The sequence below is a fragment of the Halomonas sp. AOP43-A1-21 genome, from assembly GCF_052376775.1.
Lineage (GTDB): Bacteria > Pseudomonadota > Gammaproteobacteria > Pseudomonadales > Halomonadaceae > Vreelandella > Vreelandella colorata.
This window is the reverse complement of the sequence record NZ_JBQSWC010000001.1, coordinates 130,104-146,306: the sequence shown is the minus strand read 5'-3', so window position 1 is coordinate 146,306 and position 16,203 is coordinate 130,104. Positions and strand designations below refer to the sequence as shown.

Genomic DNA, 16,203 nt, shown 5'->3' with positions numbered 1-16,203 from the left:
ATGATGATGTGGATATTTCATGATTAATAATTTGTTACGTAAAGTAGTTGGTTCTAAGAATGACCGTGAAGTAAAGCGCATGCACAAAAACGTTCACGGTGTGAACGCGCTTGAGGCAGAGTTTGAAAAACTGAGTGATGAAGAGCTTCAGGGCAAAACGGCAGAACTACGCCAGCGGCTGAGCAGTGGTGAAGCGCTGGATAACCTGCTACCCGACGCCTTTGCAATCGTACGTGAGGCGAGCAAGCGCGTAATGGGGATGCGCCATTTCGATGTGCAGATGGTCGGGGGCATGACACTGCATCGTGGGCGTATCGCCGAAATGAAAACCGGTGAAGGTAAAACGCTGGTCGCAACGCTTGCGGTTTATCTGAATGCGCTGCCCGCCAAGGGCGTGCACGTTGTGACGGTGAACGACTATCTGGCGCGCCGTGATGCCGAGTGGATGCGTCCGCTGTATGAGTTCCTCGGACTCTCCATCGGCGTTATCTTTTCGGGTCAGACGGGTGAAGAGAAGCGCCATGCCTACCGGTGCGATATCACCTACGGTACCAATAACGAGTTTGGTTTTGACTACCTGCGCGACAACATGGCGTTCTCCTTGGAAGACAAGGTGCAGCGTGGCCTGCATTACGCCATTGTCGATGAGGTCGATTCCATCCTGATTGATGAAGCGCGTACGCCGCTAATCATCTCTGGCGCAGTGGATGAAAATACCAATCTTTATAACGTCGCGAACCAGCTCTCTTTGCAGTTAGAGCAAGGCGAGGTGTCTGAAGACGACGATGTGCCTGCTACCGGCGATTTCGTGCTGGATGAAAAGCAGAAACAGGTGGAGCTGACCGAGCAGGGGCATAACAAGGTAGAAGAACTGATGCAGGCGGAAGGCCTTCTTAAAGAAGGCGAGTCGCTCTATGCGGCTCAAAACCTTAACCTGCTTCAACATATGCACTCTGCACTACGCGCGCGCTATCTGTATAACCGCGACGTGGACTACATCGTTTCGGAAGATCAGGTGGTCATCGTTGATGAGCATACCGGCCGGACGATGCCGGGCCGCCGCTGGTCTGAAGGCCTGCATCAGGCCGTTGAGGCCAAAGAAGGCGTAACCGTTCAGCGTGAAAGCCAGACGCTGGCATCCACGACCTTCCAGAACTATTTCCGCCTGTATGAAAAACTTGCAGGTATGACCGGTACCGCCGATACCGAAGCGTTCGAATTTCGCCAGATTTACGGCCTTGACGTTATCGTCATTCCGACCAACCGTCCGTTGGCACGGAAGGATCTTAACGATCTGGTCTACCTGAGCGCTGAAGAAAAATACGAAGCGATTATCAAAGACGTTAAAACCGAAACCGAAGCAGGGCGCCCGGTGTTGGTAGGTACCGCTTCAATTGAAACGTCAGAATATCTTGCGCGCCTGATGAATGATGCAGGTCTCAAGTTCAGCGTTCTGAATGCCAAGCAGCACCAAAGCGAAGCGGAAATTATTGCTCAGGCGGGTCGTCCTGGCGCTATTACGATTGCCACCAATATGGCCGGTCGGGGTACCGATATCATGCTGGGCGGTAACTGGGAGGCGGACGCTGCCAAGCTACAGAACCCAAGCCAAGCCCAGATTGACGCGTTAAAAACCGAATGGCAACAGCGCCATGACGGCGTGCTGGCAGCCGGTGGTTTGCACGTTATCGGCTCTGAGCGCCACGAGTCCCGGCGTATTGATAACCAGCTGCGTGGCCGTGCAGGTCGTCAGGGCGACCCGGGTTCGACTCGCTTCTTCCTGTCGCTGGAAGACAGCTTGATGCGCCTGTTCGGCTCTGATCGCGTCAAACGCCTGATGCAGGCGCTAGGCCTTGAGCGCGGTGAAGCCATCGAGCACAAGATGGTATCTAACGCGGTAGAGCGGGCGCAGAAAAAAGTTGAAGGACGTAACTTCGATATCCGTAAGCAGCTGCTTGAATATGATGACGTCGCCAACGATCAGCGCCGGGTTATTTACGAACAGCGCAACGAAGTCCTGGCCTCTGACGATATTTCAGAAGCGATCGTGGGTATCCGTGAAGAAGTGATGGAAGACTCCATCAGCGACTTCGTTCCACCGCAAAGCCTGGCCGAACAGTGGGATTTGCCTGGCTTGGAAGCGCATCTCAAGGCGGAATTTAACCTGGATGCTCCGGTGGTTGAGTGGGCGGCTGAAGATGAGCGTTTCAGTGAAGAGAAACTGCGCGAACGTCTCCAGACCATGCACCGGGAAGCCTATGCGGCCAAGGTGGATGCAGCCGGGGCTACTCTGATTCGTCGCTTTGAAAAGCAAGTAATGCTGCAGGTTCTGGATACGCGTTGGAAAGAGCATTTGCAGTCCATGGATCACCTGCGTCGCGGTATTCATCTGCGCGGCTACGCCCAGAAAAACCCCAAGCAAGAGTACAAGCGCGAATCCTTTGAGCTGTTCCAGCACTTGCTAACCAATATCAAAGCGGACGTTACCCGTATCTTGAGCCATGTCCAGGTACGCCAGCCTGAAGAGGTCGATGCGCTGGAGCAAAAACGTCGTGACGAGCTGGCCCGTGAAAAAGCGGCCGCCGCTACCCGTCACGATGACGCTTCATCGAATGAGAATGCAGCAGCGGGAGCGGAAATGAGTGGCGTCGATGACAATGACGCTGACATGGATGCACGCCCTGTACGTCGCGAAGGGCCTAAAGTCGGGCGTAACGATCCCTGTATTTGCGGCTCAGGTAAGAAGTACAAGCAGTGCTGTGGAAAATTAAGCTAACGAAGCGGGCTGAATAAAGGTAGAGGAGACGATCATGGCGGTGGGTAAAAGTCCCTTTCCGGTGATGCCACCCCTTGCGGGGGTGCGCCTAGGAAGTGCAATGGCGGGTATTAAAAAACCGGGTCGCCGTGACGTGGTGGTGATTGAACTGCCTGAATCAGCTGCGGTGTCCGGTGTCTTTACGCGTAATGCGTTTTGTGCAGCACCCGTAACGGTTGCCAAGGCGCATATCGAGCGCTGCCGCGAGAACGGTCAGTCGCCGCGTTATTGGCTGGTGAATACTGGTAATGCGAATGCGGGCACCGGTAAACAAGGGCTTCAAGATGCCTATGCCAGCTGCAAAGCGTTGGCAGAACAGGCGGGCGTTGCAGAGCATCAGGTGCTGCCTTTCTCAACCGGCGTCATTGGTGAGCCGCTCCCCATGGAGCGGCTGCTGGCGGGCCTGGCCCCTGCGCTTTATTCAACAGCCGAGGGTAGCCAGGCCTGGCAGCAGGCGGGCGAGGGGATTCTCACCACCGATACCCGAGCTAAAGGCGCAAGCATTACGCTTGACGTGAGTGGTGGCACGATCACTATCAACGGGATCACTAAAGGCTCCGGCATGATCAAGCCGAATATGGCGACCATGCTGGGCTTTGTGGTGACCGATGCGACGATTGAGCAGTCGTTGCTGGATCGTCTGCTGCGCGAAACCGTTGATGCTTCCTTCAACTGCATTACCGTGGACAGCGATACCTCCACCAACGATGCCTGCCTGCTGGCAGCTACGGGGGCGGGGGCTGCGGTCATTAATGACGCAGATATCGAGCTGTTTCGTGATGCGTTGCAGCAGGTAATGACCACGTTAGCGCAGGCAATCATTCGTGACGGTGAGGGCGCGACGAAGTTTGTCACGCTTCAGGTCGATGACGCAAAGAGCCGTCAGGAAGCGTTGGATGTGGCATTTACGGTTGCCCATTCACCGCTGGTTAAAACGGCGCTTTATGCATCTGACGCTAACTGGGGTCGTATATTGGCCGCAGTGGGTCGGGCGCCCGTGGATAATTTTGACGTGAGTCGGGTAGTCATTGACTTGGCTGATGTTCGTCTGGTCGAAGGCGGCGGCCGGGCAAGCGGCTACACTGAAAAGGCGGGCAGTGCGGTGATGGCACAAGAAGAGATCACTATTCGCATCAGCCTGGGACGTGGTGACGAGAGCGCCACCGTTTGGACCTCGGATCTTTCCCATGACTATGTGACGATTAACGCGGATTATCGTAGCTAAGGTTATCCTAGCTAGGGTTATCGTAGCTAAGTTCAGTCGAAAGGCTGGATCAGCAGTCATAAAAGGGCTCACGCAGCGAGTTGGCGCTGGCATTAACTTGCCAGCGCGTACACAGTGGATAAAGACGTAATGAATGTAATGGTAAAACGACGGGTTCATGTCGCGGCAGCTGCAATCGTTAGTGCCGATCAGAAAAAAGTATTGATCGCGCGTCGGCCCTCGAATGTCGATCAGGGCGGTTTATGGGAGTTTCCCGGTGGCAAGCTGGCGCCTTATGAAACGGGTCTTGAAGGGCTTAAGCGCGAGCTGCACGAAGAGCTGGGTGTCGAGATTATTCGCGCCCAGCCTTTGATCCGTATCCACCATGAATATCCTGACAAGCATATTTTGCTGGATGTTTGGCAGGTTCATGAGTTTGCGGGCGAGCCGTTTGGGCGCGAGGGTCAGGCGGTACGCTGGGTGCCGATGGAAGAGCTGGTAAAATATCCGTTCCCTGCCGCCAATCTGCCTATTCTGCGCGCCGTCATGCTGCCCACTGAGTACCTGATTACCAGTGAAGAGGCGGATGAAGCACGGTTTGATGCGTTCCTGGAACGGGCGTTGAAAGAAGATAATATTCGTCTTGTGCAGCTACGTGCCAAAGCGCTTGATGAGGCCGCCTACATTGAGCGTGCCGAGCGTGCCTTGCGTATGTGTCGTGAGCATGGCGCTAGCCTGCTGCTTAACGGTGAGCCTGGCTTGCTTGAAAAAGTGGATGCTGACGGTATCCACTTAACCAGTGAACGGTTAATGCAGCTGGACCGACGTCCTATTTCGGAACAGAAGTGGCTTTCGGCATCGACCCATGATCAGATCCAGCTTTCGAAAGCAGCCGTACTGGGCTGTGATTTCGTGACTTTGTCGCCACTGCGTACAACGCCTTCCCATCCAGAAGTAGCCCCCATTGGCTGGCATGATTTCCAGCAGCTGGTTGAGCGTGCCGGTATGCCGGTCTTTGCGCTGGGCGGCATGACCCGCTTTGATGCAAATCATGCCCGTGCTGTAGGCGCTCAGGGTATCGCCTCGATTCGCGATTTCTGGAAGTAAGCTTTTACGTGCTGAGGATAAGTACTTAAAATAAGCACTTAAGATAAGCACTTAAAATTAGCATCTAAGATTAGTACCGAAGATAAGCGCCAAAAAAACGCCTGCCAGAGTCATCTGGCAGGCGTTTGCTTTATGAGCTTGTTACGACCCTAATCGCGAAAGCGGCGGGTTAAATCGCTATAGGCATCTATGCGGCGATCACGCAGATAAGGCCAGATGCGCCGGGTGTTTTCACAGCGCGCCATATCGATAGTGACGACCAGCTGCTCGGCCTCTTCACCTGCATGGGCAAGCAGCTCGCCCTGAGGCCCACAGATAAAGCTTCCACCCCAGAACTGAATGCCGTCACCGACACCTGAATGGTCGGCCTCAAAGCCAATACGGTTAGCGACGATCACCGGCAAGCCATTGGCGACACCGTGGGAGCGCTGAATCAGCGTCCAGGCATCTTTCTGACGTGTCTGCTCGGCGATATCATCGTTGGGGTCCCAGCCAATGGCCGTGGGGTAAAGCAGCAAGTCGGCGCCCGCCAAGGCCATCAGGCGTGCGGCTTCCGGATACCATTGATCCCAGCATACCAAAACGCCTAAACGGCCAAGCGATGTATCAATCGGGGTAAACCCTTCTGCACGGCTCGCGTCATGGTCACCGGGCGTAAAATAAAACTTTTCATAAAAGCCCGGGTCATCGGGAATATGCATTTTACGATACTGACCTACGCGGCCTTTATCGCGGTCATATACCACGGCGGTGTTGTGATAAAGCCCAGGCGCACGTCGTTCAAACAGTGAACCCACCAGTACGATATCCAGCTCGCGGGCTAACGCTTCCAGGCGCTGGCCGGTCGGCCCATCCAGCGGCTCGGCCAAATCAAACAGCGCCGGGTCTTCAAACTGGCAAAAGTAGTGGGTAGCATGCAGCTCCTGAAGCATGACCAGCTGCGCGCCGCGCTTTACCGCATCCCGAATGCCCGCTTCGCTGGCGTCAAGGCTCTGCGCTTTATCGGGCCAGGCAGGCTGCTGAACTATTCCAACCGTTAGGTCAGTTGTCGACTTTATAGACATCGTAGCTCCTTACTGGTTGGAAGAGGCCGCTGTCAGCGTACCTTTGGGTAGCTGCATGGTTAAGCAGTGTAGGCTGCCATGCTGACGAATAACGCTTGAGCACTCAATGGGGATCAACGCATGGTCTGGAAACGCATCGGCTAGCGCCATGAGCGCCAAAGTATCTGCTGGATCACCATAGGTGGGTACCAGCACCGCGTCGTTAATAATCAGGAAGTTGGCATAAGTGGCTGGCAGCCGATGGCCGTCTTCAGGATCAAAGCATGCCTGTGGCCAAGGCAGTGGTACAAGCCGGTATGCTTCGCCGTTACGCTGCCGAAAAGCTTTTAACTCCTGCTCCATGGCCTGTAGCGCGGCATAATGCGGATCTTGCGGATCGTCGCAGCGAACATAGGCAATCGTCGTGGGATTGCAAAAACGCGCCAATGTATCAACGTGGCTATCCGTATCGTCACCTTCTAGGTGGCCGTTGGTTAACCACAGCACGCGGTCGACGCCAAAGTCGTCAGCCAGCAGCGCTTCAACGTCCTGTCGGGTCAAATGCGGATTGCGGTTAGGGTTGAGCAAACAGGCTTCAGTGGTTAAAAGCGTGCCTTCACCATCGGTTTCAATCGCGCCACCTTCCAGCACCATATCGCGTGAAGCAATTGGGCACGCCCAAACGCCTGCGTCCGCTAGCGCTTGTGTCAGCTGGTTATCGTTGCTGGCCGGAAATTTGCCGCCCCAACCGGTGAAGGTGTAGTCCAGCATTACTGGCTGGCCTTCGTCATCAACCACGCTGATTGGGCCGTGGTCGCGTGCCCAGGTATCATCCGTGGGCGCCACTATCAGTAATAGCTTGTGAGCCGGCACGCCGTAGGCATCGAATGTTGCCCGCACCCGGGCGCAGGTTGCCTCATCAGGCATGCTGATAACCACCTGCTGATAACGAACGGTTGCCAGTACAATGCGCTCAAGCGTTGCCTCAATGCGCGATAGCAGCGACTCCCAGTCGCCATCAGGGCGTGGCCAGGTGAGCTGTAAACCGTCTTGTGGATGCCATTCAGGCAGCAGGCGATAAGTCATGTTAGCCAACGTCGCAGAGCCTCTTGGTAAGATCTTTTGATAAACACAAACGCTCGCCGATTGCGCCAGCGTAAATGGGCGCAATGTAGGGGGTCGCGGGGTAACTTGCAAGCCCTACGTGGTTTAAGGGAACGGGCCTGTATTCTGTCGCTCTAATGGCCGTTTGCACATGCAGTATTGCTAAAAAAACCGTACCATGAGCGCTTATTAATAAGGAATGACGCCATGCTTGATCGTTTGCCTTTCCTGGTGGGGCTGCGCTACGTGCGCGCCAAACGCCGGAATCACTTTATTTCATTTATTTCATTAACATCGATGCTGGGGCTCATGCTGGGGGTGGCGGTGCTCATCCTGGTGTTATCGGTCATGAACGGTTTCGACCACGAACTGCGCACGCGCATTCTAGGAATGGTGCCGCATACGAAAATCGAGGCAACCCAAGGGATGGTCGAGTGGGAAGCGCTGGCCGACGAGCTGATCCAGCGCGAGCGCGTCATTGGTGCAGCACCGTATGTTGAGCAGCAGGGTATGTTCTCTGCCGCTGGTCGTAACCAAGGGGCAATGGTCAACGGTATTAACCCTGATTGGGAAGATCAGGTATCCATTATCGGTCAGCATATGCGCCAAGGTGCGCTTGCCGACCTGGTGCCGGGTGAGTGGAATGTGGTGCTTGGCTCAATGCTGGCACGCCAGTTGGGCGTTGGCGTCGGCGATCGTGTGACGCTGCTGGTGCCTGAAGCATCCATTACACCGGCAGGTGTTTTCCCGCGTTTAAAGCGCTTTACCGTTAGCGGTATTTTCAGCGTTGGCGCTGATCTTGATGCCAATCTTGCCTACGCCAATATTGAAGATATGCAAACGCTGGCCCGCCTGGGCGATGCGGTAGGTGGCTTGCGCCTGGAGCTTAACGATCTGTTTATAGCCGGCAGTGAAACTCAGGCTATCGTTAATGATTTAGGGCCGGGCTACCGCGGTACTGACTGGACGTCCTCGCATGGCAACCTTTTCCAGGCCATTCAAATGGAAAAGCGCATGATTGCGCTGCTGTTAACCGTTATTGTGGCCGTCGCCGCTTTCAATATTGTTTCTACCCTGGTCATGGTGGTCACCGACAAGCGAGCGGATATCGCTATTTTGCGCACCATTGGCGCAACGCCACGCTCTATCATGGGTATTTTCATCGTTCAAGGATTGGCCATTGGCCTGATGGGGATTGCCATTGGCGTGGCCGTGGGCATTTTGCTGGCGCTGACAATCTCGGATCTGATCGGTTGGTTTGAAGCGGCCTTTGGTATTCAGTTCCTGGATGCAGGCGTTTACTTTATTAGCGACTTGCCATCTCAACTGCAGTGGGACGACGTTCGCAACATTGTATTGGCGGCCTTCGGTCTAACGTTCCTGTCCACGCTGTACCCCGCTTGGCGCGCTGCTCGTGTTCAACCGGCGGATGTTCTGCGCTATGAATAAGGATGCTTCCATGTCTACTACTACGCCGTTAACTGCCGCGTCGTCTACCGCTACGCCAGGCTCCGGGGCAAAGGCTCAGGAGCCGCCCATTATGCTGAATTGCCATGATTTAACACGCGTTTATAGCGAAGGTCCGCAAGACTTAACCGTGCTTGATAAGCTTGAGCTATCCGTGCGTGCCGGTGAGCGTGTGGCGATCGTGGGCAGTTCAGGGTCGGGTAAAACGACGCTACTTAACCTGCTGGGCGGGCTGGATCGGCCTAGCAATGGCCAAGTAGTGATCGCGGGCGAACCGCTTTCTACATTAAACGAGGCGGCCTTAGGGAAGTTTCGCAATCGCTATATCGGCTTTGTCTACCAGTTTCACCATCTGCTGGCGGAGTTTACCGCGGTTGAAAATGCAGCGTTACCATTGATTATTCGCGGTCAGTCGAAAAAAACCGCTGAAAAACGTGCAATGCAGATTCTTGAGCGAGTCGGGATGAAAGCGCGAGCCGACCATAAGCCGGGCGAGCTTTCTGGCGGTGAGCGTCAGCGTGTGGCAATTGCCCGCGCGCTGGTAACTGATCCAAGCCTTGTGCTGATGGACGAGCCGACGGGGAACCTGGATCAAACGACCGCCGCGACCATTCTGGCCTTGATGGATGAGTTGGCTAAAGAGAGCGCCTGCGCCTTCGTTATCGTGACCCACGACGTGGGCCTGGCGGCGCATCAGGATAGGGTGCTTAAACTGGATGCAGGCAAGCTTATCGAGCAGCCCCGCACGCCTTAATCATCGAACTCAGATTCGACCCGCGCCCGACGCCGCTGCCTGTTTTGGCGGCGGCGTTTCCAGTTATAGGACACGTGCCAACGCCAGATAAGGCGAATGCCGACATTGGCCACCAGCGCCAAAACAATGGCCGTAACAAGTGATCCGACCACCAATGGGGGCAAAATATCGTGCATCTGTTCAGCAATCCAGCGCGTTGAAATACGCGTTGGCGCCTCGCGTACCGGCGCGCCGAGAATGAAGGTACCCAGCCGATAGTTGCAGTAAAAAATAAGCGGCATGGTGAGGGGGTTGGTGATCCAGACAAGACTTACCGACAGGGCCAGGTTACAGCGGCTAAGTCGTGCACCGATAGCCGCGACCACCATTTGAAAAGGTATGGGTAGCATGGCGCAAAACAAGCCGACGCTAAACGCATTGGCAACGCTTCGGCGAGTTAAAAGCCACAGACCCGGGTCAGCAATCAGCGGCGCCATAAAGCGTAGAGATCGCTGCTGCCGTAACATATCGGGTTTAGGCATATAGCGCTGCAGGAAACGGCGCGGCATGTCAGGTACTCTTGCCTATTAGTGCACCCATTATCCATATAGCGTAGTGCTTAGGCTATGCCGAGTGTGTGAAGTTCTTATGCCAAGGAGAGTCGTATGCCGTTGGGCGTTGCGATACCGGCTGCAATGGCGGCCCTGTCAGGCGCTATTATCGCTGGGGTAAGCGGCATGACAGGGCTCATTAATCCTTTTGTAGGCGTTGGTTTGCTGGCTGCGTTGTTGTTAATGGTCTGGCGGCCTCAGGCGGCTATATGGTTATTGATCGGTGGTTGGGTTTTTGTAGGTATTCATCAGGAGTGGGCTAGCCAGCTTCCGGTTGGGCTCAATGGTGAAGATGTCGTTGTGGATGCCACGCTGCTTAGCGTCACCGCATCCGGTGGCTCCCAGCGGCTGCTGCTAAGCGTTAATGCGTGTGAAGCGCCCAGCGATGCGCCTTCTTTCCGGGCGCTCCAAAAAGTACGTGTCACGGCGTATGGCGATAGCGTTTATCAAGCCGGAGAGCAGTGGCGTTTGACGCTGCGCCTGCGCCCCCCCAGTGGTTTTGCTAATCCTGATGTCTTTGATTTTGAACAGTGGCTATGGCGAGAGGGCATTCACGCAACCGGGTATGTGCGTCAGGAGCCAGCAGCGGTAAAACTGGCGGATGCTGGCTTCTCTGTACGCCTAATGGCGCTAGATGTATTGGATAACCAGCCACTGAGCGAGCGGACGCGCCGTTGGCTGGCCGCCTTGACGCTGGGTGAGGGCGACCGGTTAACCCAGGATGACTGGGCGCTGCTCAACGCCACGGGAACCACACACTTAGTGGTGATTTCAGGTTTGCATGTTGGTTTGGTGGCCGGGTTTGCGCTACTTCTGGCGAGAATGGCGTCACGGTTAATCACTCCCACCAACTGGCGGATGCGCGCTTGGCCGTGGTGGGCAGCGGCGGTGGTTACCGTTGGGTATGCGTCATTGGCAGGCTTGGCACCCCCGGCGATGCGGGCCATGGTGATGGCGCTGGTGGGCCTCTGGGTGCTGAGCGGGCGGCATGCGCCGGGCATTTGGCAGGCCTGGTGGCTGGCGCTTGGGTTAGTTGTTGTGATCGATCCGCTGTCATTATGGCGCCCTGGACTCTGGCTTTCATTTCTGGCCGTTGGCTGGTTGATTATTATCTGGCAGGGACGCTCTCGGCCGCGGGGCATTAAAGGCTGGTGCTGGGCACTGCTGCGCTCACAGTTATTGCTGGCTCCGCTAATGGCGGCTGCCGTTCTTATTGCCTTTGAACGTATCGCGCCTGCGTCGCCACTTATCAATTTAATCGCCGTGCCCTGGGTCAGTTCTGTGATGGTGCCTTTGGCGCTGTTGGGTTGGATTTTCGCGCCGCTACCCTTGCTTGGCACAGGCGTCTGGTGGCTGTTTGAGCAGGCGCTGGGCGTTTTTTACGCTTTGCTTACCCAGGTAGTGCAGCTATGGCCGCTATGGGAGCCTGACCAGACGCTCATCTATCCCTTAAGCGGTGTGCTTTTATGGCTGGCGCTGTGCTGGGGGCTGCCGAGTGTGCCTCCCTGGTTAAGAGGTGGACCGGTGCTGCTCGCGGTGTTGCTTCCCTGGTGGTCACCTCAGGAGCCCATGCCCAAAGGTAAGCTGCGCGTGACCGTGCATGACGTGGGCCAAGGCCAGCTTGTTGAGCTGCGCAGCCAGCAGTACCGCCTGCTTTACGATACGGGCCCGCGTTTTCAGGCAGGCTTTATGCCGCTACAAACGCTTTGGTCGCCTAACCAGCATTTTGATCAAGTGATCGTAAGCCATGCCGATATCGACCATGCCGGGGGCATTGGAGCGTTGCTTGAAGACCACAGCGTGGCGCGCTGGCAAGCACCGGTAGGTGAATCATTGCCGGTAATGGCCACCGCCTGCGAGCGCGGGCAAGCTTGGCAGCGTGATGGCATAGCCTATCGCTTTTTATGGCCACCCGCCGGGTCTAATACTTACTCCGCCAATGATCGCTCATGCGTGCTGGAAGTTAGCGTAGGCGAAAAGCGGCTGTTAATTACCGGGGATGTCAGTCGCGATATCGAACGGCGCTTTCTGCGCGATGTTGATTTGCCCGTCAGCGTATTGGTGGCCGGACATCACGGTAGCCGCACCAGTTCCGGCGTTCAGTTTGTTCAGCATGCCGCGCCCCATCACGCTATTTTTAGTGCTGGACGTAACAACCCTTTTCAGCACCCAGTGGATGATGTGGTACGGCGTTTTCGAAAACAAGGCAGCTGCCTGTGGAATACGGGACACGATGGTGCGCTGCGCTTTTGGCTGCAAAAAGATCATCCAGTGATTATCACACCCATGCGCCCGCAACCGGATAGCGCTAAGCGGTGTTGATGCGCCTCGCCATAAGGTAGAATTCAGCGCATTGCACACTATTGCCAGGAGCGCGTGTGACTGATTCAGGTTGGGTTCTTTATAAACGACTGCTGAGCTATGTAAAACCGCATTGGCGAGCATTTGCCCTAGCGGTCATTGGATTTGTGGTTTATGCCGCATCCAGTACGGCGCTTGCGGAAATGATGAAACGCCTCATTGACGGTATTCAAAATCCGGATGCGGCTTTTCGGCTATTTTTGCCGCTGTTTGTCGTTTTAATGTTTGCCGCGCGCGGGGTGGGTACTTTTTTGAGTACCTATTACATGGCGTATGTAGGTCGCTATGTCATCCACACGTTGCGCTGCGATGTATTTGCTCACTTGCTGCATTTGCCAGGGCGCTTTTTTGACCAGCACTCAAGCGGTCATCTCGTTTCCCGGGTAACGTACCATGTCGAGCAGGTGGCCGGGGCGGCAACCAATGCCGTTACCGTTATTCTGCGCGAAGGTCTGTTTGTCGTCGGGTTGATTGGCTATCTGTTCTGGACGAACTGGATGCTGACGCTGCTGTTTTTAGGCGTTACGCCAGTCATCGCCGCGGTCGTAAGCTATGTCAGCAAACGCTTTCGGAGTATCTCCAAGCGGATTCAGAGCTCAATGGGCGATGTCACGCATGTTGCCTCAGAAGGCTTGTCGGGTTATCGGGTGGTGCGCACCCACGGCGCGGAAGATTACGAAAAGCAGCGTTTCAAAAGCGTAAGCGAAGAAAACCGCAGGCAGAGCATGAAAGAGGCCAAGACCCGAGCGATAAGCTCTCCTGTCATTCTGATGCTGGTCGCCATTTCCATGGCGCTGCTGGTGTGGTTGGCCATGTCACCGGCATTAATGGCCGATATGACTCCAGGTGAATTTGTGGCATTTATTACGGCCGCTGCCCTGATGATCAAGCCAGTGCGTCAGCTCACCGAAATTAATAGCGATATTCAAAAAGGTATTGCCGCGGCCTCTGAACTGTTTGGGCTGATGGATTTGGCGCCCGAACAGGATACCGGCACACGCATACCTGGGCGTTTACGCGGTGAAGTGGCCCTGGAGAACGTTAGCTTTCGCTATGCAGACGAGCAGCCGGGCGTGCTTCACGATATCAATTTGCACGTCGCGCCAGGCGAACTGGTGGCGATCGTGGGCCGCTCGGGCAGCGGTAAATCAACGCTGGTCAGTCTGTTGCCGCGTTTTTATCGTCTCAATGAAGGGCGCATTCTAATTGACGGCGTGAATATTGATGAGTACGCGTTAGGGCCCCTGCGTCAGCAGATTGGTCTGGTCTCACAGCAGGTAACGCTGTTTAACGCCACGATTGCCGATAATATTGCCTATGGCACGTCGAATCCTGATCGTCAGGCTATCGAAGCGGCGGCAAAGGCTGCCTATGCCAGTGAGTATATCGAAAAGCTTCCTCAAGGTTATGAAACCGTAGTGGGGGAAAACGGTGTCATGCTGTCTGGCGGCCAGCGGCAGCGTCTGGCAATTGCCCGAGCGATCTTTAAAGATAGCCCGATACTGATTTTGGACGAGGCTACTTCGGCACTCGATACCGAGTCAGAGCGTTATATTCAAAAAGCCCTGGAGCATGTATGCAAAGGGCGTACCACGCTGGTAATCGCCCATCGGCTATCAACGATTGAGCGCGCCGACCGTATTCTGGTCATGGATCAAGGACGGATTATTGAGCAGGGCACTCATCAGGCGCTGCTGGAAGCGGGTGGCGCCTATTCGGCCTTGCATCAACTGCAGTTCCAGGAAGCGCCATGACGCTAGCCCAACGCTGGCTTGAAGGGGGCTATCATAATAGCCCTTGGCTTATCCCGTTACGCCCCTTGGGGGCGCTTTATCGATACATCATGAAGCGCCGTGAAGCCGCGTATGCCAGTGGGAAAAAGGTCAGCTGGCGAGCGCCGGTACCGGTGATCGTGGTAGGTAATATCACGCTTGGCGGTACGGGTAAGTCACCTTTGGTCGCGTGGTTGGGCCGCTGGCTGGTGGCACAAGGCTGGTCGCCGGGCATTGTGACCCGCGGCTATGGGGGTAACGCTGAACACTACCCGCTTCACGTTACCCCGGCTACTGACCCGGCACAAAGCGGTGACGAGCCGGTCATGCTTGCCCAGCAAACCGCGCTGCCTGTCGTTGCAGACCCAAAGCGTGCCCGCGGCACGCAGGCGCTGGTGGATCTCGGCTGCGATATAATTTTAAGCGATGACGGCTTGCAGCACTTGGCGCTTGAGCGCGATATAGAGCTTGTGGTGATTGATGGCGCGCGGGGGCTGGGCAATCAACGCTGCCTGCCTGCAGGGCCGCTACGCGAATCACCCCGGCGGTTAGCGCGTGTCGATGGCGTGATCGTGAATGGTGAAATGCGCCACTCACTGCCAATTGATGCAACCTCAATGCAGTTAATGCCGGTCGCTTGGCGGCGCCTGAAAGATGGTGAGCGTTTTCCACTAACCCCGTTACCCTTTAGTCTGCCTGTGTATGGCGTTGCCGGCATTGGCAACCCTGAGCGGTTTTTTACCACGCTGCGCGAACTGGGTGTGGAAGGCGAGATGCTGGCGCTTGCAGATCACCAGCGCTTTAGTGAGGCTATATTTTCCCCTGCTAAGCAGCGCCCCGTGGTCATGACCGCCAAAGATGCGGTGAAATGTAAAGAGATTGCCCCGTCCAATAGCTGGGTATTAGAAGTGGAAGCCACGCTTCCGCTAGAATTCGAACACTGGCTGACAGTCAAACTGTCGGCTTTATCCTGAAGGGGATGCACGCATGGATAAGGAACTGCTGGCGATGTTGGTCTGTCCGTTATGTAACGGCAAGCTAAAATACGACCGCGAGTCGCAAGAGTTGCGTTGTCATTACGATGGCCTGGCTTATCCGATACAGGAAGGCATTCCCGTGATGCTGCCTGAAGAAGCCCGGGTAATGGATGCAGATGAAAAGCTGCCAACCTCACCAGGACGCACGGGAGACCTGTAATGGCGTTTCCCACGTTTACGGCCATTGTGCCGGCCCGCTTTGGATCGACCCGGCTGCCGGGTAAGCCACTGCTTGATATTGCCGGTGAGCCCATGGTTGCTCACGTATGGCGGCGCGCCTGTCAAAGTCAGGCCAGCCGCGTGGTAGTCGCCACCGATGATGCCCGCATTCGCGACGCTATGGTGCACTACGGAGCAGAAGTCGTCATGACCCACGCGGATCATGCTTCGGGCACTGACAGGCTGGCTGAAGTTTCCCAAATCCTGGCGTTGCATGACGATGAGCTAGTGGTGAACGTGCAGGGCGACGAGCCGCTGATCCCCCCTACATTGATTGATCAGGTAGCGTTACGCTTGGCTGAGGATCCCGAGGCATCTATCGCTACGTTGGCTGAACCGATCAACGATGTCGATTCGCTGTTTAATCCTAACGTGGTCAAAGTAGTGCGCTCCTTGCAGGGTCGCGCACTGTATTTCTCCCGGGCACCGATTCCCTGGGATCGTGAGCAGTTCAAGCAACCGCCTGCGATGCTTGAAACGGATGCTTGGCTACGCCATATCGGGATTTACGCCTACCGGGCAGGTTTTTTAGCCGCTTATCGTGACTGGCCAGCGTCAGCACTTGAGCAGTTAGAGCAGCTCGAGCAATTGCGTGCGCTACACAATGGTCACCTAATTCAAGTGGCACTGGCCTGCGAGGTTAATCCTGCCGGGGTCGATACTCAGGAAGATCTGGATCGCGTACGCGCTTTGTTAACGCCGGATGATTAAAACATTTTTTTAAATACTC

13 protein-coding genes are annotated in these 16,203 nt (G+C 55.6%); 10 read left to right on the top strand and 3 right to left on the bottom strand.

Going from position 1 to position 16,203, the window contains the following annotated elements:
- The first annotated feature begins 19 nt into the window (after positions 1-19).
- The 3 genes from secA (at position 20) to ACT3R7_RS00660 (ending at position 5,126) form a co-directional block, all read left to right on the top strand.
- Complete coding sequence (gene secA / locus ACT3R7_RS00670) at positions 20-2,776, top strand: preprotein translocase subunit SecA (protein ID WP_192537267.1); 2,757 nt, start codon at positions 20-22, stop codon at positions 2,774-2,776.
- A 34-nt stretch (positions 2,777-2,810) separates the two neighbouring features.
- Positions 2,811-4,040 carry a bifunctional glutamate N-acetyltransferase/amino-acid acetyltransferase ArgJ gene (gene argJ / locus ACT3R7_RS00665; protein WP_192537270.1) on the top strand — a complete coding sequence of 410 codons (1,230 nt, stop codon included), beginning with the start codon at positions 2,811-2,813 and terminating at the stop codon, positions 4,038-4,040.
- Between the two features lie 129 nt (positions 4,041-4,169).
- On the top strand, positions 4,170-5,126 hold the full coding sequence (locus ACT3R7_RS00660) for a Nudix family hydrolase (protein ID WP_225736070.1): 957 nt from the start codon (positions 4,170-4,172) through the stop codon (positions 5,124-5,126).
- A 149-nt stretch (positions 5,127-5,275) separates the two neighbouring features.
- Here the strand turns inward: ACT3R7_RS00660 and ACT3R7_RS00655 are convergent, their stop codons facing one another.
- Together ACT3R7_RS00655 and ACT3R7_RS00650 are read right to left on the bottom strand one after the other, a co-directional pair.
- On the bottom strand, positions 5,276-6,190 hold the full coding sequence (locus ACT3R7_RS00655) for a carbon-nitrogen hydrolase (RefSeq protein WP_192537272.1): 915 nt from the start codon (positions 6,188-6,190) through the stop codon (positions 5,276-5,278).
- Between the two features lie 9 nt (positions 6,191-6,199).
- A complete protein-coding gene (locus ACT3R7_RS00650) occupies positions 6,200-7,255 on the bottom strand; it encodes an agmatine deiminase family protein (protein WP_192537274.1) in 1,056 nt (351 codons plus the stop codon).
- 225 nt (positions 7,256-7,480) lie between these two features.
- Here ACT3R7_RS00650 and ACT3R7_RS00645 point away from each other — a divergent pair, with 225 nt between their 5' ends.
- Complete coding sequence (locus ACT3R7_RS00645) at positions 7,481-8,722, top strand: lipoprotein-releasing ABC transporter permease subunit (protein WP_018915789.1); 1,242 nt, start codon at positions 7,481-7,483, stop codon at positions 8,720-8,722.
- A gap of 10 nt (positions 8,723-8,732) precedes the next feature.
- Entirely contained in the window at positions 8,733-9,494 is a 762-nt protein-coding gene (locus ACT3R7_RS00640; protein WP_407648019.1) for an ABC transporter ATP-binding protein, read from the top strand.
- Here ACT3R7_RS00640 and ACT3R7_RS00635 read toward each other — a convergent pair.
- Entirely contained in the window at positions 9,491-10,042 is a 552-nt protein-coding gene (locus ACT3R7_RS00635; RefSeq protein WP_192537276.1) for a DUF2062 domain-containing protein, read from the bottom strand. The genes ACT3R7_RS00640 and ACT3R7_RS00635 overlap by 4 nt on opposite strands.
- Before the next feature lie 96 nt (positions 10,043-10,138).
- Here ACT3R7_RS00635 and ACT3R7_RS00630 point away from each other — a divergent pair, with 96 nt between their 5' ends.
- The 5 genes from ACT3R7_RS00630 to kdsB are packed head-to-tail and all read left to right on the top strand — an operon-like array spanning position 10,139 to position 16,184.
- Positions 10,139-12,406 (top strand): DNA internalization-related competence protein ComEC/Rec2, encoded by a 2,268-nt coding sequence (locus tag ACT3R7_RS00630; protein WP_192537277.1) that lies wholly within the window; start codon positions 10,139-10,141, stop codon positions 12,404-12,406.
- Between the two features lie 56 nt (positions 12,407-12,462).
- A complete protein-coding gene (msbA, locus tag ACT3R7_RS00625) occupies positions 12,463-14,199 on the top strand; it encodes a lipid A export permease/ATP-binding protein MsbA (protein ID WP_192537279.1) in 1,737 nt (578 codons plus the stop codon).
- Positions 14,196-15,191 carry a tetraacyldisaccharide 4'-kinase gene (gene lpxK / locus ACT3R7_RS00620; protein ID WP_192537281.1) on the top strand — a complete coding sequence of 332 codons (996 nt, stop codon included), beginning with the start codon at positions 14,196-14,198 and terminating at the stop codon, positions 15,189-15,191. Before msbA ends, lpxK begins: the two co-directional genes overlap by 4 nt.
- Positions 15,192-15,204: 13 nt before the next feature.
- Entirely contained in the window at positions 15,205-15,414 is a 210-nt protein-coding gene (locus ACT3R7_RS00615; RefSeq protein ID WP_018915794.1) for a Trm112 family protein, read from the top strand.
- Entirely contained in the window at positions 15,414-16,184 is a 771-nt protein-coding gene (kdsB, locus tag ACT3R7_RS00610; protein ID WP_192537283.1) for a 3-deoxy-manno-octulosonate cytidylyltransferase, read from the top strand. Before ACT3R7_RS00615 ends, kdsB begins: the two co-directional genes overlap by 1 nt.
- The last annotated feature ends 19 nt before the right edge of the window (positions 16,185-16,203 follow it).